The organism is Paenibacillus sp. MMS18-CY102 (assembly GCF_009789195.1).
Lineage (GTDB): Bacteria > Bacillota > Bacilli > Paenibacillales > Paenibacillaceae > Paenibacillus_T.
In genome coordinates this window covers 14,354-40,114 of record NZ_WSTC01000008.1, presented here as the reverse complement: position 1 = coordinate 40,114, position 25,761 = coordinate 14,354, and the positions used below count along the sequence as shown (strand labels likewise).

General features: G+C 49.2%; 23 protein-coding genes. 7 read left to right on the top strand and 16 right to left on the bottom strand.

Going from position 1 to position 25,761, the window contains the following annotated elements:
• Positions 1 to 41 precede the first annotated feature (41 nt).
• From GON22_RS07585 to GON22_RS07575, 4 genes are read left to right on the top strand one after another with little or no spacing between them, the layout of a single operon-like run.
• Positions 42 to 1,481 carry a spore germination protein gene (locus GON22_RS07585; protein ID WP_160395512.1) on the top strand — a complete coding sequence of 480 codons (1,440 nt, stop codon included), beginning with the start codon at positions 42 to 44 and terminating at the stop codon, positions 1,479 to 1,481.
• Positions 1,478 to 2,578 carry a GerAB/ArcD/ProY family transporter gene (locus GON22_RS07580; RefSeq protein ID WP_160395511.1) on the top strand — a complete coding sequence of 367 codons (1,101 nt, stop codon included), beginning with the start codon at positions 1,478 to 1,480 and terminating at the stop codon, positions 2,576 to 2,578. Before GON22_RS07585 ends, GON22_RS07580 begins: the two co-directional genes overlap by 4 nt.
• Positions 2,575 to 2,862 carry a hypothetical protein gene (locus GON22_RS25975; protein WP_237179064.1) on the top strand — a complete coding sequence of 96 codons (288 nt, stop codon included), beginning with the start codon at positions 2,575 to 2,577 and terminating at the stop codon, positions 2,860 to 2,862. The genes GON22_RS07580 and GON22_RS25975 overlap by 4 nt, the downstream gene beginning before the upstream one ends.
• The gene (locus tag GON22_RS07575; RefSeq protein WP_442954361.1) at positions 2,820 to 3,665 is read left to right on the top strand and encodes a Ger(x)C family spore germination C-terminal domain-containing protein; all 846 of its coding nucleotides are present in this window, start codon (positions 2,820 to 2,822) and stop codon (positions 3,663 to 3,665) included. Before GON22_RS25975 ends, GON22_RS07575 begins: the two co-directional genes overlap by 43 nt.
• An 82-nt stretch (positions 3,666 to 3,747) precedes the next feature.
• On the opposite strand, the gene GON22_RS07570 is transcribed toward GON22_RS07575, so the two are convergent.
• From GON22_RS07570 to GON22_RS07535, 8 genes are all read right to left on the bottom strand, one after another.
• Complete coding sequence (locus tag GON22_RS07570) at positions 3,748 to 5,634, bottom strand: ABC transporter ATP-binding protein (RefSeq protein ID WP_160395510.1); 1,887 nt, start codon at positions 5,632 to 5,634, stop codon at positions 3,748 to 3,750.
• Positions 5,612 to 7,363: an ABC transporter transmembrane domain-containing protein gene (locus GON22_RS07565; RefSeq protein ID WP_160395509.1), complete on the bottom strand. Its 1,752-nt coding sequence runs from the start codon at positions 7,361 to 7,363 to the stop codon at positions 5,612 to 5,614. The genes GON22_RS07570 and GON22_RS07565 overlap by 23 nt, the downstream gene beginning before the upstream one ends.
• 182 nt (positions 7,364 to 7,545) lie before the next feature.
• A complete protein-coding gene (locus tag GON22_RS07560; RefSeq protein WP_160395508.1) occupies positions 7,546 to 9,831 on the bottom strand; it encodes a glycoside hydrolase family 95 protein in 2,286 nt (761 codons plus the stop codon).
• A gap of 165 nt (positions 9,832 to 9,996) precedes the next feature.
• Positions 9,997 to 10,209 carry a cold-inducible protein YdjO-related protein gene (locus GON22_RS07555; RefSeq protein WP_160395507.1) on the bottom strand — a complete coding sequence of 71 codons (213 nt, stop codon included), beginning with the start codon at positions 10,207 to 10,209 and terminating at the stop codon, positions 9,997 to 9,999.
• Positions 10,210 to 10,314: 105 nt separating this feature from the next.
• Positions 10,315 to 10,851 (bottom strand): hypothetical protein, encoded by a 537-nt coding sequence (locus GON22_RS07550; RefSeq protein ID WP_160395506.1) that lies wholly within the window; start codon positions 10,849 to 10,851, stop codon positions 10,315 to 10,317.
• A 173-nt stretch (positions 10,852 to 11,024) separates the two neighbouring features.
• Entirely contained in the window at positions 11,025 to 11,627 is a 603-nt protein-coding gene (locus tag GON22_RS07545; RefSeq protein WP_160395505.1) for a nitroreductase family protein, read from the bottom strand.
• 646 nt (positions 11,628 to 12,273) lie between these two features.
• On the bottom strand, positions 12,274 to 13,122 hold the full coding sequence (locus GON22_RS07540) for a DUF5995 family protein (protein WP_160395504.1): 849 nt from the start codon (positions 13,120 to 13,122) through the stop codon (positions 12,274 to 12,276).
• A 14-nt stretch (positions 13,123 to 13,136) separates the two neighbouring features.
• On the bottom strand, positions 13,137 to 14,114 hold the full coding sequence (locus tag GON22_RS07535; protein ID WP_160395503.1) for a phosphotransferase family protein: 978 nt from the start codon (positions 14,112 to 14,114) through the stop codon (positions 13,137 to 13,139).
• Positions 14,115 to 14,292: 178 nt separating this feature from the next.
• Between GON22_RS07535 and uraA the strand changes: the two genes are divergently transcribed.
• Positions 14,293 to 15,567, top strand: a complete 1,275-nt coding sequence (gene uraA, locus GON22_RS07530) for a uracil permease (RefSeq protein WP_160395502.1) — start codon at positions 14,293 to 14,295, stop codon at positions 15,565 to 15,567.
• Between the two features lie 129 nt (positions 15,568 to 15,696).
• On the opposite strand, the gene GON22_RS07525 is transcribed toward uraA, so the two are convergent.
• The 7 genes from GON22_RS07525 to GON22_RS07495 all read right to left on the bottom strand — a co-directional run bounded on the left by GON22_RS07525 (position 15,697) and on the right by GON22_RS07495 (position 21,483).
• A complete protein-coding gene (locus GON22_RS07525) occupies positions 15,697 to 17,034 on the bottom strand; it encodes an N-acetylmuramoyl-L-alanine amidase (protein ID WP_160395501.1) in 1,338 nt (445 codons plus the stop codon).
• Between the two features lie 107 nt (positions 17,035 to 17,141).
• Complete coding sequence (locus GON22_RS07520) at positions 17,142 to 18,176, bottom strand: serine hydrolase domain-containing protein (RefSeq protein ID WP_160395500.1); 1,035 nt, start codon at positions 18,174 to 18,176, stop codon at positions 17,142 to 17,144.
• Between the two features lie 18 nt (positions 18,177 to 18,194).
• Positions 18,195 to 18,767, bottom strand: coding sequence for a TetR/AcrR family transcriptional regulator (locus GON22_RS07515; protein WP_160395499.1), 573 nt, complete (start codon positions 18,765 to 18,767; stop codon positions 18,195 to 18,197).
• A gap of 14 nt (positions 18,768 to 18,781) precedes the next feature.
• Complete coding sequence (locus GON22_RS07510) at positions 18,782 to 19,495, bottom strand: MBL fold metallo-hydrolase (protein ID WP_160395498.1); 714 nt, start codon at positions 19,493 to 19,495, stop codon at positions 18,782 to 18,784.
• 155 nt (positions 19,496 to 19,650) lie between these two features.
• On the bottom strand, positions 19,651 to 20,382 hold the full coding sequence (locus GON22_RS07505; RefSeq protein ID WP_160395497.1) for an HAD family hydrolase: 732 nt from the start codon (positions 20,380 to 20,382) through the stop codon (positions 19,651 to 19,653).
• A gap of 41 nt (positions 20,383 to 20,423) precedes the next feature.
• Positions 20,424 to 20,699 carry a hypothetical protein gene (locus GON22_RS07500; RefSeq protein WP_160395496.1) on the bottom strand — a complete coding sequence of 92 codons (276 nt, stop codon included), beginning with the start codon at positions 20,697 to 20,699 and terminating at the stop codon, positions 20,424 to 20,426.
• Positions 20,700 to 20,859: 160 nt separating this feature from the next.
• Positions 20,860 to 21,483: an FMN-dependent NADH-azoreductase gene (locus GON22_RS07495; RefSeq protein WP_160395495.1), complete on the bottom strand. Its 624-nt coding sequence runs from the start codon at positions 21,481 to 21,483 to the stop codon at positions 20,860 to 20,862.
• A 161-nt stretch (positions 21,484 to 21,644) separates the two neighbouring features.
• Between GON22_RS07495 and GON22_RS07490 the strand changes: the two genes are divergently transcribed.
• Positions 21,645 to 22,232, top strand: a complete 588-nt coding sequence (locus GON22_RS07490) for a TetR/AcrR family transcriptional regulator (protein WP_160395494.1) — start codon at positions 21,645 to 21,647, stop codon at positions 22,230 to 22,232.
• A gap of 59 nt (positions 22,233 to 22,291) precedes the next feature.
• Here the strand turns inward: GON22_RS07490 and GON22_RS07485 are convergent, their stop codons facing one another.
• Positions 22,292 to 22,945, bottom strand: a complete 654-nt coding sequence (locus tag GON22_RS07485; RefSeq protein WP_160395493.1) for a cell wall hydrolase — start codon at positions 22,943 to 22,945, stop codon at positions 22,292 to 22,294.
• 333 nt (positions 22,946 to 23,278) lie between these two features.
• On the opposite strand from GON22_RS07485, the gene helD reads away from it, so the two are divergent.
• Entirely contained in the window at positions 23,279 to 25,666 is a 2,388-nt protein-coding gene (helD, locus tag GON22_RS07480; protein WP_160395492.1) for an RNA polymerase recycling motor HelD, read from the top strand.
• The last annotated feature ends 95 nt before the right edge of the window (positions 25,667 to 25,761 follow it).

Here is a 25,761-nt window from a genome sequence, read left to right as displayed (position 1 = left end):
GAGGTTAAAGTAAGGAAATCGGACTGCAGGAGGGGAAACGAATGAAGCCATGCCTATCTATTGAAGCGACAGAGCAATATTTTAACCAGCTTTTCTCCGAACAAAGCGACTTTATATCCAAATCGCTTAACATCGGAGAAACGGAATTCCGGTTGTTTTATTTCGATACGTTAATTGACTCCACCCTCGTTCAAGAATGTATTCTGCGGCCATTGGTTCTCCGCCCGAAGGACGAGGTTCGGGAGGTCGTATCCATACTCGACTTTGCCGAAACCGATCAATTCGATGAAGCTGGACAAGCAATCATGTACGGAAAAGCTGTCCTGTTCCGCCGTGGAGAGAGCAAACTTTGCCTTCTCGGTGTAGATCTAAAGAAAGAACGCTCAATCAATATACCGATCAATGAGCGAGTTTTACGTGGCGCGAACGAAGCGTTCATTGAAAATGTAGATACCAATATAAACCTCATGCGCAAACTGATCAACACGACTGATTTCGTTGTAAAAACATATACCATTGGGCGGCTCTCCCAAACCAAAGTAGCTGTCATGTACATAAAATCGATCGCAAATCCAACGATTATCGATAAGCTGCACAACAGGCTTGGAAGCATTGACATCGATTATGTCGAAGCACCTGGCTTTATCGAAGAGCTAATTCGGGAAAAGAAATACAGCTTATTTCCTCAACTGCTTATTACCGAACGGCCGGACCGTGCGCGCGCTTATTTGATGGAGGGAAAGACGATCATCAGCACTGCCGGATCTCCAGACGTCATTATTTTGCCGGTCACGTTCTGGTCGTTTTTCCAGAGCCCGGATGATTACCATTCAAGTTGGCTGTTAGGCACGGTCTTTCGGTTTTTACGTATTTGCTGCTTTTTTATTACGATTGGCCTCCCTGCTTTTTATGTATCGGTCAATGCCTTCAACCCACAACTGCTGCCGATTAATTTTGTCAACACACTGCAAAGCTCGCTGAAAAATGTTACGTTTCCCCCATTCGTCGAGGCGCTTTCGATGATACTCCTGCTGGAGATTTTGAGAGAAGCGACGATTCGGCTGGCGAGTCCCGTCGGCCAAACGATCGGCGTAGTAGGCGGCATTGTCATCGGAACAGTGGTTGTTCAGTCAAATCTGGTTTCCAACACAATGGTTATCGTAGCCGCACTTACGGGCCTGGCTTCCTTTATTATGCCATCGTACGAGATGAGCAGCGCTGTCCGCTTGCTTTGCTATCCGGCGCTCATTTTATCTTCTTTGTTCGGCCTGCTTGGACTCGTCTTCTTCTTTATGTTAATTTGTATCCATCTGTGCCAAATGAACACAATGGGTATCCCTTACTTTTCGCCGCCGTTCTCCTTGAGCGATGCGAAAGATACGTTATTTCGCGCGCCGATTTGGAGCCTGCGTACGCGGCCAAGAGAAACAGCGCCGAGCAATCGTACAAGATTATGGAATCCAAGGAGCTGGAAACGTTGAAGAAGGAAGAAAACATCACCGCCAGGCAGCTAATGTCGCTCGTGGTTATGACGCAGCTCGGAACCGAAGTGCTTTCCCTGCCTCATGCGGAAGCAGGTATCGCTGGCCACGATACTTGGCTGTCTGTTCTGCTTAGCGGGCTGGCTGCACAAGCAGGGATCATGCTGATTTGGTGGCTCGGCAGCCGATATTCGCTACGGAATTTTTACGCCTACCTTCCGCTTCTTGCTGGCAGGCCGGCCGGCGCATCCGTCATTTTGATATATGGATGCTATTACGCCCTCTCTGGCCTTCTGTTGATTTTGCTATATACGGATATTTTAAAAAGATGGATATTTGTGCTTACGCTAACCTGGGTGATCATCCTTATGCTGCTAATCGTGTGTGGCTATGCCGCAACATCAACGCTGAAAAAGCTGTCATACATTGCACAATCGTTCATGTTCTTTGTTTACATCAGTTTCTTGCTGATTATTTTCAGCGGAATTTACGGCCTGGATGCGAGAAATCTGCTGCCGATTTTGCCTAACGGCTGGCTTCCGGTTATGAAAGGCGTTTTTCCTGCATTTAGCGCATATGTCGGCTACGATCTGTTGCTTTATGCCTATCCCTTTGTAAAGGCGCAAAGCAAAAAGAAGCTGCTTCTTGCGATGACGCTAGCTAACGTTTTCACAATCTTGTTCTATGTTGCCGTCTGCCTAATTTGTACGATGAAGTTCGGCTTGGAACAGCTCAAAGTGATTCCGGAACCGATCGTATTCATCTTAAAGAACTATCGGGTTGAAATCTTGCAGAGCATTGACATCCTATTTCTCATCTATTATGTGTGCATCGTTTCGACAACGATCTTTGTTTATTTCTTCTTAGCGGCAAAAGCATTCCTGCATCTGCGCAATCAGGGATTGGGCAAACAGCATGTATGGGTATGGGCGATTGTATGCGTTTGTTTCATCGGGAGTTTTTTCTTAACGAAACGTAACTACATCTTGCAATTTGCCTTGCTTCAGGACTACACCTCCATCATTATGGTCGTCGTTCTGCCGGCTATTCTGCTCATGATTTCCGGCATTCGAGGTGCGGTGAGGAGCGGAACATGAAAAAAGTGTTTGTGATGCTTGCCATCAGCTTTTTGCTAAGTGGATGCTGGGACCAACTTCAGCTGAAGAAGCTGCTTTTTGTCGATGTGGTCGGGATCGATTATGAAGGAGACAGCAATCTGCTCAACGTCAACTATGTCATCTCGTCGCTTCGGAATGCCCAACAAGGGGGCGGTGACCCATCTGGCCTTTATCTACGGGCGCTAACTTATATGACGCCTCTGCAAATGCGAACAAGGAATTGCCCGGCATTCTTTCCGTGCTGGAGACCAGGCTATATCTAATAAGCCCCAAATTCGCCAAAGACCAGCCGTTAAACTATCTAAATATTACGAGCCAATTTATTTCTAATCCCTTGTACGCTTACTTAGCGGTGTATGACGGCAATCTATCGGAACTGCTGGCCAAGAAGAAAATTAAAGACCAGACCGTATCGAATTTTCTAGTCAGCTTAATCGATGATGAACAGGATCGGGGAAGAATCCCATCCAAAAAAATGCTCCATTACCTACTCGGAGGAACGGAGTTCATTAATGACTTTGCGCTCAACCGGTTTGAGCCATTTGAAGGCGGCGCCCGCCTAGCAGGCACTGCTTTATTTAGGGACGGGAAGTATACCGGTGTCAATCTGAATGATGAAGACACGATGCTGGCTAATCTGATGGATGGAGCTCCTGGGAAAATGCAGCTGATCATCGGAAAGGCCGACGGCAAAAACTATTCAGTTCTTGTACAAAACGCCAAGCGGAACTACGATATCATCCATGATGGAAGCAAACTTCGCAAGATTGGCATCTCATTAAAGCTTGAAGTTAAATTAGTCGAAGAAGGGCTTACGGTTCAAAAGCGCACGAACAAGAAACTTGCGAAGCTTGAGACTAAAATCGCAGCAGATATTGCGGTGAAAACAGCCGCCGTCATTGCAACCTTGCAGAAGGTGAATTGTGATTACTTGCAGCTTGGGCATGAGACTGCAGCGTTTCATCCCAACCTGTATAAGGGAATCAACTGGCGCGAGCAATATCCACAGCTTCAGATTAAGCCAGCAGTAAAAGTTAAAATTCTCAATAGCGGGATTTTGGAATAGCGACAACAAAGCCTATTGGAGAGTTCTCCAACAGGCTTTGTTGTCTACTTATACTTGCTTTACGAACATACCTTTCAAGTGATTACTCCCTATTCCCCTCACTATTGCCTGCTATCGATGTAGCCTTTACGCTTGCCATCATCTCATAATATGCCCCTCGCGCCGACATAAGCTCATCATGGCTGCCCCGCTCGACGATGCTCCCTTGATCAATGACCATAATCGAATCCGCGTCCCTGATCGTATTGAGCCGATGCGCAATAATGAAGCTAGTTCGCCCTTGCATAAGCTTCGACAAAGCTTCTTGAATATGCAGCTCCGTCCGTGTATCAATGTTGCTCGTCGCCTCGTCCAATATTAACAATTTCGGCTTCGCAAGCATCGCCCGTGCAATCGCAAGCAATTGGCGCTGGCCTTGGCTTAAGCTTCCGCCATTTTCAGATAACATCGTATCATATCGATTCGGCAGCCGTTGAATGAATGTATCCGCATTTGCTAACTTTGCTGCCTGTACCATTTCCTCATCTGTCGCATCCGGTTGGCCGTACTTCAGATTGTCTCGAATCGACCCCGAAAACAAATACGTATCCTGCAACACTACGCCGAAACTTCGGCGCAGGCTATCGCGCGTATAGTGTGCAATCGGCTTTCCGTCGATCGTAATCGTTCCTTCCGTTGGCTCGTAGAATCGCGTCAATAACTGGATAATCGTCGTTTTCCCCGCACCTGTTGGACCGATGATCGCCGTAGAGGTGCCTGCCTCCGACACGAAGCTTAACTGCTTCAGAATCAGCTCATCCGGCTTATAGCCGAAGCTGACATTTTGGAATTCAATCCGCCCCAAAGGGGCAACCATTGGCACAGCAGTGCGCTCATCCGGCGCTTCTCCATCCTCATCCAACGTCTCGAAAACGCGCTCCGCACCAGCAATGCCCGATTGCAGGGTGTTATACGTTGCTGCCATATCGTTCAACGGGCGCACGAATTGTCGGGAATAGGTTAAGAAGCTAGCAATAACGCCAACGGATATGTGGCCTTTGACGCCTAAGATGCCCCCTACTATCGCAACAGCAGCAAAACCGACATTGTTAATGACACTAAGTAACGGCATCAGCAACCCTGACCAAACCTGTGCATTTGTACTTATTTCACATAGTTTATTATTCATGTCATTAAATTCTTCGATTGCCCGTTGTTCCTGGTTAAATGCTTGAACAACCTGTACACCCGTAATCGTTTCTTCAATATGGCCGTTCAATGCCCCCAGCTGTGCTTGCTGTGCCTTAAACAATTCGCTTGTCCGTCTTGCAATCATCCGAGTCAGGCCATACACAAGCGGTACTGTGATAAGGCTTGCTGCTGTCAAAATCGGGCTTAGTACAAGCATCATGGTTAGCGCACCGATGATCCCCAATACGCCTGACATCAACTGAACCGTCGATTGTGAGATCGTATTGCTTACGTTGTCGATATCATTCGACAGCCTGCTCATGACATCGCCATGCCGGCGGCTGTCAAAATAGCTGAGCGGCAGCGTCTGCAGCTTCCGGTACAGCTCCCTTCGGAGACGAAGCACGATACGCTGGGCTATGCCTGCCATCCAACGGCCTTGAATGAAACCAATCGCTGCATCTGCCACGTATGCGACAAGAAGGGAAAGGAGCACGATACGAAGCAAGGAGAATGAAACGTTTCCCGTTCCGCCTTCTATCGCATCCACAGCTTGCCCGATCCAATAAGGTGCGACAAGCCCGATGCCTGCCGAGGCGACAACTAGCCCAAAAATAATGGACAGCCTCCGGCGCTCCGTTCCAATGAAACCCCATAACCGCTTAAGCGCACCGAGCAAATGCTTCGGCTTGGAGCCTGGCCCACGATGGCGGCTAGCGAAACCGCCCCCTCCTGGCCGTGGCCCTATAGGCACATTAATGTCCGGCCGTTGCGGGTTAGAGCTGTGCTGCTGCGGCATGCTGATCGCTCTCCTTTCCCCATTGCGAGCGGTAAATCTCCTGGTATACCCTGCAGTTATTTAGCAGCTCTTCATGCTTTCCGATTCCCGCAATGCGCCCCTCATCCATAACGATAATGCGGTCGGCATCCATGACAGAGCTCATTCGCTGTGCAATTAACAGGCAAGTTACATGGCCTGCACGCTTTTTCAAAGCAGCTTTAATCTTCGCTTCTGTCACGACGTCGAGTGCACTTGTACAATCGTCTAAGATTAAAATCTCCGGCTGCCGCACCAGCGCTCGCGCAATCGAAAGCCGCTGCTTCTGCCCACCTGAAAAATTGACACCGCCTTGGCCAACAATGGTGTCATACCCGTGCGGCGTAGCCGCTATAAAATCATGCGCTGCTGCAATAGCCGCTGCTTCCTTAATCTGCTCCGGTGTCGCCTCTTCATTGCCCCATCGAATATTGTCCTTAATCGTTCCGGAGAACAACACCGCTTGTTGTGGAACTGTAGCCATTCGACAACGCAGCGAAGCCGGATCGGCTTGCTTCGTATCCATGCCATGCACGAATACAGTACCACTTGTCGGATCATAGAACCGTGGAATCAAGCTAACCAACGTGCTTTTGCCAGAACCAGTCGAACCGATAATGCCAACCGTCTCCCCACGTGCCACCGAGAACGTTAGGTTATGTAAAACGGGCTCTCCCGTTGATCCTTCATAGGAAAAGGACACTTTTTGAAACGAAATGCAGACTTTACCCGATGGATCCGGCATGGGCAATTGCTCACCAGTCGGACTGCCAGGCTTCGACAGCACTTCCGCTACTCGGCCAGCAGATGACTTCGCCCGCACAAACATGTTGAAAACCATGGAGATCGTCATTAAGGAAAATAAAATTTGCTGCATATAATTGATAAACGCAACGACATGCCCTGCTTGCATTTGGCCGTGATCGATACGAAGCCCGCCCACCCACAAGATCAGAATAATGCCGATATTAACAGTTAACGCGATGAGTGGATTGAAAATTGCCATCCCGCGCATCGCTTGTTCATTTGCCTGTCGGTACGCCTCGTTGGAATGCTCGAATTTTAACGCTTCATCGTCATAGCGATTGAATGCTTTAACTACCCGAATGCCCGAAAGAAAATCCCGTGTATACCCATTCATGCGGTCCAACACTTGCTGTACGCGTGCAAAACGAGGAAATCCAATGCGAAGATTCATTGCGATGAGCAATGCCACAATCGGAACGACAGCGATCAAGATGACCGACAATGGCGGGTTAAGGCGTACTGCCATAATAACAGCCCCAATGCCAAGGAGAGGCGCTTTCACGAATATTCGCATCAGGCCGTTTACGAAATTTTGGATTTGTGTGACATCATTCGTCAGCCTTGTAATGAGGGATGCGCGGTCAAGCTTATCAATCTCGTTATAGGGAAGGCTTTGCACTTTCTGATAAAGGTCCGATCGCAGCTCCGCGCCAAATCGCTGTGACACTCGGCTCGACAACAGATTGCGCAACAATGCGCATACAGCGCCAAATGCAGTTACGAGAAGCATCAAGCCACCGCACCAATATACGGTATGCATGTCGCCTGCTTGTACACCTTTATCGATAATAATCGCAAGAATCGCTGGCTGCAGCAGGTCAGCGAGCGCCTCAAACATGAGAAAAACGACAGCAATCGAGAACGAACGGCCGTATTGGCTCCGATATTTACGGAATAAAGACACGCCTAATCCCTCCCCTAGCCCTTCGGCAAATGATCGTTTAATTCCGATTGATTATAATGGAATTGTAAGCCAATCTCAACTAACAGGAAGTTATGAAATACAGAGCATTTCGGTTTAAAACGAACAAAACGGCCCGAATCATCGGCCGCCCTGTTCCTCATCTTCAAGTTTACGTAACTTTTTTATTTCGTAGCGGCAATGTGAATCCGATCGCCTGGATGGGCGATTATTTGTACGAAACGATCGTTGCTAGCAACAGGATTCTGATTGCAGCTAAACGTCCAATCGGCATCCTTACGAATACGAAGTACACCATCACGCTTGACCCGCATCTCTGCGGAAGCCAGTTTCCCCTCAGCCCAAACGATGTCCACCTCTGCACAGCCTCGTACGCGCAGTCCCGTAACGCGGCCTGCCGGCCATGCCGACGGAAGAGCTGGAAGCAGCTGTATGAGACCAGCATGCGATTGCAGCAGCATTTCGGCGATGGCAGAAGTTCCGCCAAAATTCGCATCGATTTGGAATGGCGGATGGTCGCCGAATAAATTCGGATGGACGGACTTTTCTAATAGCCCTGCTAAGTTAGCATATGCTTCTTCCCCGTCTTGCAGACGTGCCCAGAAATGAATGATCCACGCCCTGCTCCATCCTGTATGCCCACCGCCATGTGCAAGCCGGCGTTCCAACGTCTTACGAGCCGCTACAGCCAACGCAGGCGTGCCATCCAACGTGATCTGGTCAGCGGGGTGCAGCGCGAACAAATGTGAAATATGCCGATGCCCCGGCTCCGGCTCTTCATACTCGTCTGCCCATTCCATCAACGTGCCATTCGACGCAATCCCTTGTTCTGGCATGCCTGCCAAGCGTTCGCGCAGCTCGGGCGCGATCTCATCCTCTAGACCCAAGTGCTCTACTGATGTCAAGCAAGCCTCGAACAGCATCCGAATCATTTGCGTGTCCATCGACGGCCCTGCGCACAACGCACCTTCGTTGCCATTAGGCAACCGGTAGCTGTTCTCAGGCGACACCGAAGGTGCTGTTACCCACCTGCCTAGCGGATCTTGTACCATAAAATCCAAGAAGAACAAAGCGGATTCCCGCATGGCAGGATATGCACGATCACGCAAGAACACGAGGTCGCCCCCGTATAAATAATGTTCCCACATATGCAAGACTAGCCAAGCGCCGCCCATCGGCCAAAACATAGCGGGCAGCCATCTGGACGTAATCGCCGTATCTGCCCACAAATTGCTCGTATGATGGACGCAAAAGCCTCGGGCGCCATACATCACTTGCGCCGTACGGCGCCCATTCACCCGCAGCTGATCGATAAAATCGAATAGCGGCTCGTGGCATTCGGCTAGATTGGTTACTTCGGCTGGCCAGTAGTTCATCTGGATGTTAATATTCGTATGGTAATCCGATTCCCATGGCGGCGTCATGGACTCGTTCCAGATCCCCTGCAAATTAGCTGGCAAACTGCCACGCCTTGAGCTCGACAACAGCAAATATCGGCCATAGTGGAAAAACAGCTCGATCAAGCCTGGATCTTGCTCGCCATTCCGGAAACGTTCCAGCCGTTCATCAGTTGGCAGCTTTCCCTGATCAGCCGCTTGATCGGCAGCTTTCCGCAGTTCAAGCGAAACACGGCTAAACAAGCTATCATGCTCCGCAACATGGGCTTGGCGCACGGCCTCATAGCCTTTAGTTATTGCTGAATTTAGCTTTTCATGGGAAGCAGTTATCGGATCTGCCTCACGATAAGTTGTCGCAGCAGCGATATAGATTGTTGCGACATTAGCCTCCGACACAATAATCGTATTGCCTGCTGTATGAAGTTCGCCACCTTCACATTCGATTCGGAGAACCGCTCCATAATGAACGCCATTGGGTCCGCATTGCCCCTGCAGCACAAGCGTATCAGAACCAAGTGGCGATACTTCGCCCTCCTCCCGGCTTAACGTAACAGTGAACGACAACGCACCCCGCCGATCAGCAGACATTCGGTAGACAATGACGCCATCGGGCCCGCTGACAAACGACTCCCGACAGCATTTTACGCCACCTGCCTCATATCGAACAGAGACAATGCCAGTTTGAAGATCCAACTCACGCCAGTACCCGATTATCTCACTCATGCCTCTCTCGTCTAAATGGATGGCAAGTTCACCAAGCGTTTGGTAAGGCCCGAGGTCCTCTGGCTTAGAAGCCATCGACTGAAAAGCCAGCTTTTCTGCTTCATCTGGTTGCCCTGCAAAAAGCAAACGGCGTATTTCCGGCAAATTAGGAAGGGCATCTAGGTTGTCGCGCTGCTGCGGTCCGCCATGCCATATAGACTCCTCATTCAATTGGACACGCTCGTCCAATGGGCGTCCGAATACCATAGCGCCTAACTTGCCATTCCCTATTGGAAACGCTTCCACCCATTCCTGTGCGGGCTTGCTATACATTAAGATCGCATTATTCATAGTAGATTAATCCTCTCGATAGTAGTCATGACATAGAAGCAGAGTTATCGATAACTCCATATAATATGATTTAAATATAGCATAGCCTCCCCGCATAGGGAAGATGGTTGGCATGACTGCAAAATAACAGAAGCGACCCGAATCGGGTCGCTTCTACTGTTGATTTTACGCGTATGGGTCTTTCTTTTTTGGTTGGCGTTTTACCTTGTTTTGTACTTTCGGCAAGTGCCTCATGCTTCTCATCATTGGGCCTTTGCACATCGGACAAGCTTGTCCTTCACTGCCGAATTCTTCACGAACCCATGCTTTGCATTCCGGATTTTTACATTTGTAGATTTTAGTCGGAATAAGGTCGGGTTTTTCTTCTGGTTCAGTCATCGTTCATGCTCCTCATGTGTTCGTTAACCCGACTATTATAACCCTCATCAGTTGAAAAATACAGTCAAAGGCACATGATAAGCGTGATTTTTATTTCCCTATATATTATGGCACATACTGCTGAACGATCTTCACAACTTTCCCATTCTCAATCGTTAGGTGATAAGGGAAATCTTTGATGTTGATGCCATCTTCATTATTCGACCCGACCAACTCTGCATACTTCTCAATCGTAATCGGTTCATTAGGCACAATTGTCGCACCTTCATCAGCGGTATTCCCATGATCATATATTTGCATCAGTACAGTGGCGTCATCCGCCAGCGTAATCGTTTGCTGTGTTCGATCATCGTTAACAATGTAATACCCGTCTGGAGGTTCCGTTACTTCAGGATCGGGCTCACGTTCGCGGAAAATCTTCGTCGCCGCATCCCCTTCATACCAGTCAATTGGGTCAATTGCCAACGTCCATTGCCCATCATGCTTGTCCATACGTTCAACATAAGCCGTCTGCTGCTTCACGGCATCCACGGGATTCGAGACCACAGGCTGCGCCTTCACTTCATGGGAAGGAACATGGGTGCTCGAGGTCAAATAGATGAGAGTCGCGATAAGCGCTACACTAACTGCGATTTTTCTCATAGGGATTAGCTCCTTCATCATATGCTAGCGTTGTTCTCGCTGTTCTATACATATTAACGATTGAGAGCTTTTAGTTGTTTCACTTTTTACAAAAAAATTTCTCGCCAGCAAAAATAATCCCGGCCCCCTGTAAAGGCAAGCCAGGATTATGCCATCCATTCAAGGACAGGCGATTATTTGAACACTTTCACGCGCTCTTCGATCGGTTGGAACTGCTTCTCGCCAGGTTCTGCCGCCGGTTTGCCGAATGGCATTTGGGCAACAAGCTTCCAGTTATCAGGTACGTTCCATTCTTTCTTCACATCAGCGTCTACAATTGGATTATAGTGCTGCAGCGAAGCGCCAAGACCCTCTTGCTCTAATGCTGTCCATACGACGAATTGCAGCATGCCAGAGGAATGGCCCGACCAAATCGGGAAATTGTCAGCATAAGAAGGAAATTGCTTCTGCAGCCCCTCTACAACAGCCGAATCCTCGAAAAATAAAACAGTACCAGAACCGTTACGGAAGCTAGCCATCTTCTGGGCAGTCGATTCAAATTGGTCCCCATCCCCAACGATGCCGCGGAGCACTTCTGTTGTCAAATCCCAAAATTTATCCGACTGCTCATTAAATAACAGTACTACGCGAGCGCTTTGGGAGTTAAAGGAAGATGGCGAGTACTTCACCGCTTCTTCTACAATCTCTTGAATTTGTTGCTCGGAAATCACTTGCTCTTTGCTGATGCCATAATACGAACGGCGTTTTTTCACTGCAGAAAGGAAAGTGTTAGCCATATTAGTTAGAGCCTCCATTTCTATTAAGGAACTTACTTTATTAATGTAACACTACTTTGTTGATAATGCAACCCTTGTTGGGCAAATCGATACACACCTCATCTATTTTGTACAAATCGCTCTGCTGCAATCCTTCCTTTCCCACATGCACAGCAGATAAAGGAACTGCAGCCTGGCCGCGTCACCTTTATTCGCTCAAAAGGCAGGCGTATGCCCCTGCTGTGTACATAACATGCTGTACGCAAACGCATGCCATAGCATTTCATACAATGGCAACGCCTCGGGTATTGTAATCCTGGTCTGCCATTGCATTCTATACAATTAGATAACCTACTTTGTCGCATAATGAGCTGGAATTGAGCCATAATCGCCGGTTTCCATTGCACGGACTGCAATGACCGCCGCTTTTGGCGCGAGAAAGGCGCTAGCTCATTGTAGATTTTGCAATCACGGCAGCAACAAAGCAAAGGCCATGGCGGCGCCGCCCTTAAGGAACTCCTAAAGAGCCAACAATAAACAAACCAAAAAACAGAAAAAGCGGTGCAGGGATAACCTTATCCCTAGCACCGCTATATGTTTCGCCATTCCTGAATCCTACGAGCAGTCTCGTCAGGCAGGCAAACATACTTTGAAACAACCCTTTCATTTAGATTGATAATGAACCGTCTGCTGGTGGCACTAGCTTAACAGCGCCCGCTGCTTTCGTTTCGTTTAATAACCGAATATTGCTAGCCACATCCTTGCTTTCCCGCAACCGAATGAGCCACAGAACCGTACGAAGCAGCCAGCCCGGAGGCTTCAACACCTCTAGCGCCAGCTTTGTAATGAACAAATCCTTGTGGCGCAGCAACTCCTCCTGTGCCTCTCCCTCCACATGAGAAAGCTCCGTGGCAAATGCCCATGCATAGCTTCGTGCCTTATCCATACTAAATCGGATTATGGCATCTGTTGTTCGGCCGCCGAGCCGATCCAGCCAACCAATCCAAGGGGAAATCGTGTCGATATCGCGCTTTACTTCATTTGTTAATGAGGCAAGAATGCTATTAATCGTATTAAAATCATGATGCAAGCGCTCAAGCGGCTCCGCCGTGCAAGTCTGAGCAGCCGTTATGCCGAGATCATAATTAATATGTGCATTCATGCCAACTAACAAATGCTGCATGACAATCGCATCGCTTCGCTCCGCTGCTTCGAAAGCGACGCGCCACCAGCCGCTGCAAGGCAGCCCATTGCAATAATCGCTGTACGCTTGCAAGTAACGGTTCGCGAACCGGACATCCAATCGCTCCATCCGCGGCCCATCATCAAACTGCCCTTCGGCGATTCCTATCTTCACCTGAGCGGTTACCATTCGGTATAACGCTGCAAAATAGCCAATTCGGGACGATCCTGCGATTGAGGCACGGATGATTTCGTCCAATTGTTCCAGCACTTCATCGATCGTTTGCGCATTCCCATAGCGCTTGTTGGTAATGCTTGCATTTAATTTGGGCATGACATTGCTCTCCTTTATCCTCTGCCCACTTGCAGCGCTTGGAATCGTTCTATCAGATTCATATCCATCCAGCTCTTATGATCATCATCATAATTGCGATAATCGCATTCCACACGCATCACAAGTGCCAGATATAGATCATACAACAGCCTTCGCATATGTGTATTCGGTTCCGCCGATGGCGCAGGTACGCCATATCCTTCAAGAAAAGCTGTACTCTTGGAAAAATGGCCGAAATAATATTCCATTAATGGGTCTCCCCACAATGCGCGTTCTGCATCGATAATGCCTGTAATTTGCCCTTCGTTCACGAGGACATTTCCTTCCCATAGATCCCAAAATACGAGCTGAGGCTTCGTCACCGCAAGCAGAGGCTGAGAACATTCGTATAGAGCTTGGAGAATCGAATCGTATGCAAGCCCCTCGGGCAGCTGCACATTCGCATCGATGCCATCTTGCAGCACGCCTTCTGCCATGCCAATGAATGTATCGCGCCATGTCGGACGGCTGGATCCTGGAACAGACAAATAGCCAAAAGCGCGGCCTTCAATTTGGTTTAACCATGCATTATATTGCCCTAGCTGCTTCTCAATCGCAGACTGCGCTTCCTCGCTCATCAGCTCGCGTACGAGATTGTAGGTCGTGCCTGATACTCTCTCTTGGAAGAAGAACTGGCAATCCGCTATCTCCCGGGAAGTATCATAAGCATATACAACTGGAACAGGTACGCCTCCACTTTCCTGAATTAGCCGCAAAGCTTTAACTTCAGCCTCCATCAAATTCTTCTCATAACGTAGCGTTCGAACATCCTCGGGCGGTGACGCTTTCAATACGACTCCCCGTCCGTCGTCCAAATCAATGGAATAAGCTGTATTAAACCACCCGCCCCCTAGCTCTAGGCAATTGGTTATGGCTGTGTTGCTGCCGAACGCCCGTCTCACCATTTGTGTTATGGCATCGGCGTTAAGTTTGATTTTTGTTAAACTCTCCATTTCCGTTTCTCCTCGCTAGTATATATGGCTTTTATCCATTATAGTAACAATTTCCAATAATATCGATCATAATTTTGCCGAAACCTCGCATAATGTTGTGCATTTCGCATGATCTTTGTCGATTTTTGATGGAATATTCCTATTTTGGGTAATCTGAATATAAAAAGGAGGCCAATCCATGCAGCACACCATAAAAATTAACGAACGCCCTCCGCTTCTGCAAAGCATACCGCTCAGCTTTCAGCATTTGTTCGCCATGTTCGGCTCGACTGTTCTCGTTCCGGTGTTGTTCGGCGTCGATCCGTCCACCATTCTATTCATGAATGGGGTTGGCACCTTACTATATCTCATCATATGCCAAGGAAAAATACCTGCTTATCTAGGCTCAAGCTTTGCTTTCATTTCCCCTGTCATGGCCGTGCTGAGCGGCGACACTGCGCTGAACTACCCGAAAGCGCTTGGCGGCTTTATTGTGGTGGGTGCCCTGTTTACCTTGTTCGCACTGCTCCTTAAGTGGACAGGGACAGGCTGGCTGGACATCGTGTTTCCGCCAGCTGCGATGGGGGCAATCGTTGCCATAATTGGCTTGGAGCTCATCCCCGTTGCAGCTGGCATGGCTGGTTGGATATCAGACGGAAGCCCTGATTGGAAGCCAGATGCCAATACGATCACCGTATCGGTTTCTACGTTGCTCATTATTATGCTGGGATCTGTTGTATTCCGGGGGTTTATGAAAATCATCCCGATTCTGATCGGCTTCGTCGTTGGGTACCTGCTTGCATGGTCGCTGGGACTTCCTGATTTCACAAGTGTACAACAAGCTGCATTCATCGCTGCGCCTACTTTCACGGCACCAGAAGGGGATGGTGCAGCAATCGTTACGCTGTTGCCGGCAGCATTTGTCGTCATCGCTGAGCATATCGGGCATTTGATCGTGACGGAGCAGATCGTGGAGCGTAATCTGACGAAGGATCCCGGGCTTCATCGGTCGTTGCTGGGCAACGGCATATCAACGATTATTTCCGGCTTCGTTGGTTCGACGCCAAACACAACTTATGGCGAAAATATCGGAGTCATGACTTTGACACGCGTCTATTCGGTATTCGTCATCGGGGGAGCAGCCGTACTTGCGATTCTTCTATCGTTCTTAGGCAAGCTCTCCGCCATTATTGGCGCCGTGCCGAATGCCGTGCTCGGGGGCGTTTCACTTATGCTGTTCGGCGTTATCGCTGCTGCAGGCATTCGTATGCTAGTCGATACAAAAGTCGACTACGGCAACCCCCGCAACATTGCGCTAACGACGCTCGTGCTTGTCCTTGGCATTAGCGGCACAACGCTGAAGTTCGGCAATTTTGAGCTGAAAGGCATGGTGCTCGCAACGGTAGCGGCAATTGTGCTCAGCCTTCTTTTCCGGTTGTTTGAACTGCTCCGCTGGGACAATGAATCCATGTAAAGCCTGGCTTTGAGAAGCTTTGCGTTGCTCTGGCCAATCGCAAACACAGGGGTATCCCTCAGCCATCATGGCGTTTGGGACACCCCTGTGTTTTTTCATCAAATCCAACCGTCCGTTCTATCTCTGGCATTATTCTTTCAGCTGATTAAACAAGCGCTTAATAATCGCGGCTTCCGCCCAAAGTGGCAGCGGCTCGTCAATTTTCTTTTTCCATGAAGCATCCGTCAGCAGACCTTGTTCATACAGCCACTCAACTGCGTCGATTTTCCATTGTGGCGTTCCTTCAGGATAGCCTGCATTAGGAGGCGTTGTGGGCGGTGTTGGAGGGGTAACTGGCGGCGGGTCCGTAACTGGCATGGCAACAAGGCTCATCGCTTGTCCGATACCTGTTGCAATCGCTGCGGCCAGCTTATCGATTACAGCGGCATTGTTCAATAGCATAGCGTCGGAAGCGTTGTCGACAAACAGATTTTCAATCAGGATGCCTGGCATCTTCGTCTCACGAATCACTGCAAAGTTTGCTTCCTTTTTCCCACGGTCGTTTACGCCAACTGAACTCAGATAGGTCATTATTGCCGAGTGTACGGCATCTTGCCGTTTTCCGGATTCTTGTGTTCTCGACCCTTTGTACACATAGCTTTCAAAGCCTTTGCCCCCTGCTGCATTATGGTGCAAGGAGACAAAATAATCCGCTTTCCAATCATTCGCCAGCGATGCCCGCTCCAATAGCGGGATGAATACGTCCGTGTCTCGCGTCATTTTCACTCGCACTTTGAAGCGTGAGAGCAACTGGTCACGCACTTTCAATGCAATGCTGAGCGCTTTATTTTTTTCCACGATGCCGTAGCCCTGCGCTCCCGGATCCGATCCGCCATGTCCCGCATCCAGTACGACGAGCGGTCCGTGCGACGTTGCCATTTCGATCAATGAAAGATATAGCTTGATAATGTTTTGCCCGTAGGTGTCGCCAGCCTTAAGCGCTGCATCAAGCGAAGCGTACTGCGCCTTATTGTATCCAGGCACGGCCCATTTGCCCGCCAAGTCCTCCCAATTCAACGCAGAGCCCCGCTTCACGAGCGTAAATCGCGGATCTACTACCTGCTCACCAACTGGGAGGGCAGCGGTCGAGGCATACGCGTACAAATGTTGAATTTGTGCCGTTACGCCTTCTTCAACGGTTTTGAACGTATTCCCAGGCACACCGCCAGTTGCGCCTATGCCAGCAAAATTGTTTTGCTCGGGCTTGACGTCCCCTCCGAATCGGAACCAGTTCGTCTCATGGATCGACTGGCATAACGCGATATCACCACGTACGCCATATCGGTCGCCAACGGTTACAAAAGCGCTCGCAATCTCCTCCTTGAACGAAGGATTCACTTTACGCACATATTGAACTAGCTCGTCCTTCGTGAAGCGAACGCCGCCCATAATCAGGTTTCTTGCAGCCGGATCAATGGTTACTGCCATTCTCATCACCTCTACCCATTCTATAAGCGATATGCTTACTATCAGAATATGTAAAGAGAGATGATCCGGCACGGCAAGCTGTCCACATTTTAATGCAATCTACGTCTTCAGGGCTTTGCCCTTCGCCGCTGCAAGATTGGCACAATCCACTGATGAAACAGCTCACGTGACACAATCGCTTGATTTCGGCCTGTTGGCGCTTTGCGAATAACAACGACGGCATCCAGCTCTGGCGCGACGATCAAATATTGCCCGCCATAGCCAAAAGCAAAATAAAAGGGCCCACTCTCCTCATCGCCGTCCGACACCCACCAGTGGTCGCCGTATTGCCCATAAATATGCGGCTCATAGTGAACAAGCGCTTTATGGTGGGCACGTGTCGAAGTCCGCACCCATTCAGAGGGCACGATCGTTTTCCCTTCCCATGTACCCCCGTGCAAATAAAGAAGGCCAAGCTTAGCCATATCCCGAGCGGACAAATGCAAGCCCGTGCCTCCCTCATTAATGTCCCTATTCGAGCTCCATGCTGCCCGCTGAATGCCTAATGGGCTAAACAAATGCTCGGATGCATAACTTAATGCGCTTTGTCCTGTCGCTTTGGTTAAAACAGCCGACAGCAAATGCGAACCGCCGCTATTGTAGCAAAATGCACGCCCTGGCGGCTGATGAATCGACCGGTCCGCGACGAACTGTACCCAATCAGCGCTTGTCCGCATCGCCCGGTATGGCTTGTCAAAATCCGGCCAGTCGATGCCCGAGGTCATCGTTAGCAGGTGGGATAGCTCAATTGCGGCCAACCGTTCGTCAACGCCTTTACGGCCAAATGGCTCCAGCCAGTCGGCTACCCGTTCATCTGTCCCTTTAAGTTGCCCTTGCCCAATCGCGATGCCCATCAGCATGGATAGGACACTCTTGGTGCAAGAATAGAGCGATAACGGCCGATCTTCTCCCGTGTCATGCCATTCCCATACCAAAGCGCCAGCTTGCACAAGCACAATGCTTTTCATCCCCCAGCTGGGGAGCTTAGCAGCCATAACGGTGAGCTTCTCTCCGTCTACGCCTGCCTCTTGCACAGACCGGCGTGGCAAATTAGGGTCTTCAGATACCGCCATATGCATCCGCATGCGCGTCATGTTGGACATTGGTTCATCTCCTGCTGCTTACAATTGGCGAATGCCTGCAATATAAGCTCGAATCATATAAGCAAAGCTATCTTCCTTGGAAATCGGCATCTCTAATCCGCCTTCATTCACAAGCGAAGTGAAACCATGAAGCAAGCTGCGGAAGCCTCGCACCGCATGAATAACCGTCGCATGATCGGCTGTCGGCGAAAGCAGCTGTTTGACCACTTCATAAACGAATGTTACGACACGAGCCGCCGCTTGCTCGATCTCTGCTGTTTTGAACCGCTGCGGTATCTGCGTTGCTTCGTACAATCCCGGATGTGCAAGTGCGAACGCCGAATAAGCTTTAGCTAACGAAAATACAGCCTCTTCTCCCGACAAGCCCGCTCCAGCAGCTTCTAATCGCTGTCCAAGCTGCTGCAATCCATTTAGCGTAAGCTGCTCAATTACGCCTGGCAGCCCCTCGACATGATTGTAGAGGGATGGCGAACGTACGTTTAACCGCTGCGCCAACGTAGCTAAAGTGACAGATGCTAGCCCAGTTTCGTCTGCAATTTCGGCAGCAGCGCGAGTAATCGTTTGAAGATCGAGCCCCACTCTAGGAGACATATGCGAACACTCCTTTATTGTAACGCGCGCGCTGCTGCTTTAATCGCATCCGCAAGCGCTTGCGCCGGTTGACTGACCATTTTGCCATGGCCTACTGCTAATAATGACGGTTGAACATCATGTATCCGCTGCGCGCTTTCTACTGACTTTTCTTTGCTCCAAGTCGCCATAGCTGGGAACGGGAACAATGGCTGGACTTTGCCTGACACCGTAAGCCCGCCTCTCGTCTGAAGCGCATCCCCAGCGATAAGCGCACCGCTTCGTGTATCGAAGTAAGAAACCGAACCTGGCGTATGACCTGGGGTAGCGATAACTTGCAATGAACCAACACGATCACCATCGTTCAACTCAACGTCTGGTTTCGTCTGAATCGCATTCGGCTTCGGTATGCCGCCTCGAATCGCCATCTGAGGCTCATTTGCATCAAGTGATCGGTCTCCCCGAAGCAAGCGTGCGTCACGAGCAGAAATATAGACTTTTGCATCGGGCAACTGCTCCTTCAGCTTATCTAATGCACCAATATGGTCGCCATGCGCATGGGTCAATGCAATTCGAGTAATGGGTTTGCCTAATTGCATCGCTGCATCTAATATGCCCTTGGCGCTAAACGGCATTGCGGCGTCGATCAGCGTCAACCCGTCTCCTTCTTCCACCAAGTAGCAATTTACAGGAAACAATCGAGGCATAAACGCCAGTTGGACCAGTTGGCCAATACGAGTCATTTTCATTTGAACAACCTCCTATTTTCCGAAAACTAATTATGTTAGTTTAAATATAAACGAATGGCATTAGTTTTGGCAATAGGCTGAGCAAAATAAAAAGAACAGCCTGCCTCCTTTTAGAAGGTTCAAGCTGCTCATGATCGATCTAATCGCTTTCGCAACTAACGTGCCGCCGCTGGCTGCGCGCCTTGCAGAATCCACTCTGCTAATGATGCGATGTCCGCGCATTCATGCGTAGGCTGATGTTCCGATTCCGGTCCTCTGCCCCGATTGTTAAGCCAAACACAACGCCAACCCGCATCAGAAGCGCCTACGATGTCATTGCGCCAGTTGTCGCCGATGTATAGGCAGTTTTCAGGCAGCGTCCCCGTCATCCGATTAACCTCATGGAAAATTCGCGGATCCGGCTTTGCGATCCCAACCGCGTCTGACACAAACAGCCAACCTTCATTCACATGCGGTTCAATGCCGAGTGCATTGATTTTGTTCGTTTGATGTTTGACTGGACCGTTCGTAATGACACCGATATCGCAGCCCTTTGCGCGAAGCGCATGGAATAACGGAAGGATGCCTTCATATGGCTGAATCGCCCGCTGCTCATGCTCATAAGCAGCTTGCAGCACATCCGCATATGCATCGTCGATCGGCATTTGCAGCTCCTCGAACGCTAGCTGAAGCCGAAGCCTGCGCGTTGCTTCTAGCGTCAGCTTCCCGGCACAATAATCGTCCCACAGCTCATCGCTATGGTAGCGGACTCGCTTATATAGCGCCTCAAAATCCGCACGCTCCTTGTCGGCCCAAATGCCTTCATTTACAAGTGATAACCGGAATGGCTCCAATTGATCGTACAGCGTATCATCCATATCAAAAAAATAATGCTTTATTTCAGTCATGGCCGATTCATACCTACCTTGCGTCCAATTTCAACTTGCTGTTACGGCTGCTCCGTTTGTAGTGCGTCCCTAGCAACACCAATTAAACGGAAGTAAAGATCGTCATCTTCCTCTAGCTGCTCTTCGACTTGCTCGATTTGCTCTTCCGGTCCAGAGCCGTCGAGGAACAGCAGGCTGTAACCCCAGTCTTTGCCTCTCTTGCTCTGCAGCGCCATCTCGTATTTACGAACATGCCCTTCAACCTCAAAACGAACAAAGCCGACGTAGCCATCCTCTTGGGAATGGGTCATTCCTGCTTCCAACACGTTCACGTTCATTTGTCTTATATCCCCAATCATCTGAAAATCGACATTTTTCTCCTGTCCATCATACCACTGCGCCCTATTGCGTTTCCACCGTAATCAAAAAACCTCCAGCTCCGCAACATCTGCGGTACTGAAGGTTTAGATTGAATCTTGGTGCTGTTACGTATTTAAATTAGAAAGCTGCTGCTGTTTCTGCTACTTTTTTTAGGCCATCAGCGATGATTTCAGCCGAACGGTCACGGAATTGGTTATGGCCTTCGATGATAACTTCTTGCGTTTGAGCGCCGAACAGGCCAAGCGCTGCTTTAACCGGACGAACTGCCGCTTCAACCTCAGCCATTGGGCCTTCCGAGTATACGCCGCCGCGTGCGCTCAGCAGAACTACTGGCTTGTTGTTGAGAAGGCCTACAGGGCCTTCCGCTGTATATTTGAACGTTTTGCCTGCTTGGGCAATGTATCCGATGTAGTTGATAAGTGGTGCTGGAGCGGTGAAGTTCCAGAGTGGGAATGCGATTGCGACTTTATCAGCCGCAAGGAATTGGTCCAGGTACTTGTTAACTGTGTCTGCAGCGTGCTTCTCATCAGGTGTCAGCTCGAAGCCTTGAGCCGATTTGAACATGCCCGTAATGGCGTCATTGCCATAGAACGGCAGGTTTTCTGCGTACAGGTCAAGCTCGATAACCGTATCTGCTGGGTGCGATTCTTTATAGGATTGAACAAATGCATCATACATTTGTACGCTGACTGCTTGCTCTGCGGGACGGTCATTTGCTTTAATTAAAAGTACAGTTGCCATGTTATAAACTCTCCTTTTCCGTGAACCAATATATTTTTAAACAAAAATGTTGCTTTATTAAGGTATAATAAAAAATAAAATGAAACAATCATCAATATCGTTAAACTGTTGCGTACGCAACAAAAACGAAAAAGTGTTGTTCTTCTTAAGGAGCCACCCCCATGCCAACGATTCGAAATGAACAAGACCCGCGTGTCAAACGTACGCGCCAATTGCTCCAAGACGCTTTTGAATCACTCATCCGCGAACGGGATTTCGATAACATCACCGTTTCTGACATAACCGTACGGGCCGAAGTAAATCGCGCAACGTTCTACGCCCACTTCACAGATAAGTACGACATTCTAGAGTCTACAATTACGGCTCATATTATGAACAACATTGCGAGCAACTTAATTGAGCAAGCAGAGTTAAATGAAGAAACGATGACGAAAGTGTTTCTGGCTCTGTGCGAATACCATAGCGAACTAAACATCTTTTGCCAACGAAGCTACAAATCATTAGGCCCGATTATCGAATCCCAAATCAAAGTAAAACTCCAGCAGCTCTTCTTCGACATCATGCAGGCCAAATACCCGCAATTAGAGGCGCATCAGGTAATGACTGCTTCAACAATGCTCAGCTGGGCGATCTATGGTGCAGCCTACAGCTGGAACAACAGCAGCTGCGTCATGACCGCCGAAGCTTATGTAGAGCAAGCGATCCCGCTTATTATCAACGGAGCGAATGGCATTATCCGCAATGGTTGAAATAAAAAAGCCTGGCGCCGTCACCGACAATCGGTAACAGCACCAGACTTTTTTTGATCTTATTTGGCGAAAATATGACGGCCGATTTGAACGGTTTGTGGACGTGACCAAATCCACTTGGATGTTGCAGTTACAGGATTAAAGTAATAAATCGCATTGCCTGTCGGGTCCCAGCCTTTAACGGCGTCCAATGCCGCTTGGTAAGCTTCCTGATCTGGGCTCATGTTGAATTGTCCGTCATCAACCGCGCTGAATGCGCCAGGTTGAACAATAATTTCTTTGATCGTATTCGGGAATGAAGACGATGCAAGCCGGTTCATAACGACGGCGCCTACGGCGACCTGTCCTTTATACGATTCTCCACGTGCTTCTGCATAAATAATGCGAGCGAGCAGATCGAGCTCCGTTTTATTGACCGATACGCGTTTCAGCAGCGACCACGTTTTTGCACCTGCGACTCCATCGGACGGCAATCCATAATCCGATTGGAATCGCTCTACAGCATCTTGAGTCATCATACCGTAGTAGGTTGTAACTTGTGCTGGCTTGAAGTAGCCAAGCACTTTCAATCGAAATTGCAAATCAGGCACATCGACACTTTTATAACCATATCGTAGCGCGGCATGCGCTTTGTTTGCTGGCGTGACGATTGTAAATGCAAGTGTAAAACAAACGGCTATGAGCAGCCATTTCGAAAAAATACGGTTTCTCATGTTGTGAGCTCCCCCTCCTTGTGTTGCGTATCGGCGGTCGGCTCGCTGCTGGGTTTGATTGTAACACAGCTCATTTTCATTTTTGAACCGCTTTTGGACAATTGCATCTAATTGCCAGTGAATCGCTCGCCGATATGAACGGGCAAAATAGGCGCAAAAAAGCCGACAAGCAGCACTTGTCGGCATCACATATGTAATCTTAATATTGCGGGCAAATAACGAGCATGGTACAATGGAAAAACTGACTTTACATTTGAAGAATATAAGTGTAAACAGATTGATCTATACTATATTATAGATCAGAATTACAGTCTTGTCAATGGGGGTAACGAGATGCCGGAATGGACGAGTGAATGGAACAACGAGCAAGCGCGCGTCGCTCGCGTAACGGAAGCGCTGCATAAGCGCATCGCGGAGTATGAGCCTGCCGTTGGCGAAATAAAATCAGAGGTCGTCGACTTTCGCACCCACTTCTGGGACGATGTCACGGTCAACCTAAGCAACGATGACGATATTCTCGAAACGTTCATGAGCATGAAGCAGCAAGCACAAGTATTATCCGAGCGTGAGCATAGCCATCGCCATATGCAGCATCAATTGAAACGAATGAAGCGCCTTCTCCCTTCCCCGTACTTCGGGCGAATTGACTTTCACGAAACCGGAACGCCTTCCACCGAGAAATTATATATCGGCGTCGCCTCCTTCATCGCAGATGACGGCGAAACATTCCTCGTCTACGATTGGCGGACACCGATTGCCAGCTTGTATTATGATTTCCCGCCCGGCCCTGCCTCCTTCCTAACGCCTGGCGGCGACATCACAGGGCAGATTGACCTTAAGCGCCAGTTCGTTATTCGCGACGCTATCATTAAGACGATGTTCGATACAGGCATGACAATTGGCGACGATTTGCTGCAAGAGGTGCTTGGCAAAGGTGCAGGCTCCCAGATGCAATCGATCGTCGCGACTATCCAGCAAGAACAGAATCGGATCATTCGCAATGACAATACCCGCTTGCTTGTCGTGCAAGGTGCGGCTGGCAGCGGCAAAACTTCCGCTGCGCTGCAGCGTGCAGCATACTTGCTCTATAAACATCGCGAACGGCTAACCGCTGAGCAAATGGTGTTGTTCTCGCCTAACCCGATGTTCAACAGTTATGTCGCAACGGTACTTCCTGAGCTTGGGGAAGATAACATTCAACAAACGACATTCCAAGAATATATTAATCGCCGGCTCGCCCAAACCTTCGATGTGGAAGACCCTTTCGACCAAATCGAATACATGCTGACGCAGCATGATGATCCCGCATACGAAGCTAGAATGGCCGGCATAACATTCAAAGCCTCTGCTCGATACCTGCATGTCATGCGCGGCTATCGCGATATGTTATTGAAGGATCACATGAAATTCCGTGGCGTTAAATTCCGGGGACGTACGCTGCTTTCGCGCGAAGCGATTTTGGCGCAATTTTATAATAGCAAATCAGCAGCCTCCCTCTCCTACCGCATCGATGAATTAAAGGAATGGATTATTATCCAGCTCAGGCAGCTTGAACGGGCTGAACGTAAAGCGGAATGGGTCAAGGATGAGCTAGACTACCTCGACCAAGAGCAATATCAGGACGCATATACGCGATTGCACAAACGCCAGCAGGCGAAAAATCCGGCGTTCGACGATGCCCAGCAGGAGGAGGACTTGCTCAGGCAGCAGATCGTTCGAGAAGCATTTAGGCCGATTTACAAAAAAATTAAAGCGCTCCGTTTCGTCGACACGAAAGCCTTATACCGCCAACTGTTCGAAGATAACGGCATTATGGCTAGCCTGCTTAGTGATGAAGTGCCAGCATTTTGGCCAGCCGTATGTGAACGGACGGTTCGCCTTCTTGACGAGGGGCAGCTTGCCTGTGAAGATGCAACGCCGTACTTATATTTGAAAGAATTAATTGAAGGCTTCCAAATGAACGGCAACATTCGTTATGTTCTTATGGATGAAGCGCAGGATTACTCCGCGTTCCAGTTCGAATTTGTCAAACGGCTGTTCCCACGCGCCCGCATGACCGTGCTCGGTGACTTTAACCAAGCGATTTTCGCACAAGCGAGCGATCTTCATGAACATAGCGGATCGCCACTTGAGGAGTTGTATGGGCCAGACGATACAGCATGGCTCCATCTCTCCCGCAGCTACCGTTCGACGAAAGAAATCGTCGACTTTACACGCGCAATGCTTGCAGACGGCGACCGCATCATCCCATTCGAACGCTCCGGCGGCAAGCCAGTTGCTGTTATATGTGATTCTGAGAGTAATCGCGATCAGCAAATCGCCGAAGATATGAAAGTACTGTCTGGTGGTGGGTACACCTCCATCGCCATCATTACGAAATCCGCAGCAGAGGCTGCGATAGCTTATGATCGGCTTCAGCCGATTTTGGGCGATGTTGGCCCGCTCCGGCTAGTAACAAAACAAACGCCAGTATTCGAGCATGGCCTTCTCGTCATCCCAGCGTATCTCGCAAAAGGCGTCGAATTCGATGCTGTGCTGATCTATGATGCGTCGGCAGGCACGTATGGGCATGAGTCTGAGCGCAAACTATTTTACACCGCTTGTACGAGACCGATGCATCGGCTCCGGCTTTATTCGCCAGGACAGGAATGGACTCCGTTTATGGCGAAGCTTGATTCACAGCTGTTTGAACAAACACATTGCGGAAACGCTCAGCATTGATTGATTAGCTAGGTAACAATAAAAGAGCGGCAGGTCTGGGCTGAATGAATCAGCCTTATCCTGCCGCTGTTTTTTATTGATTGATTAGCTCAACA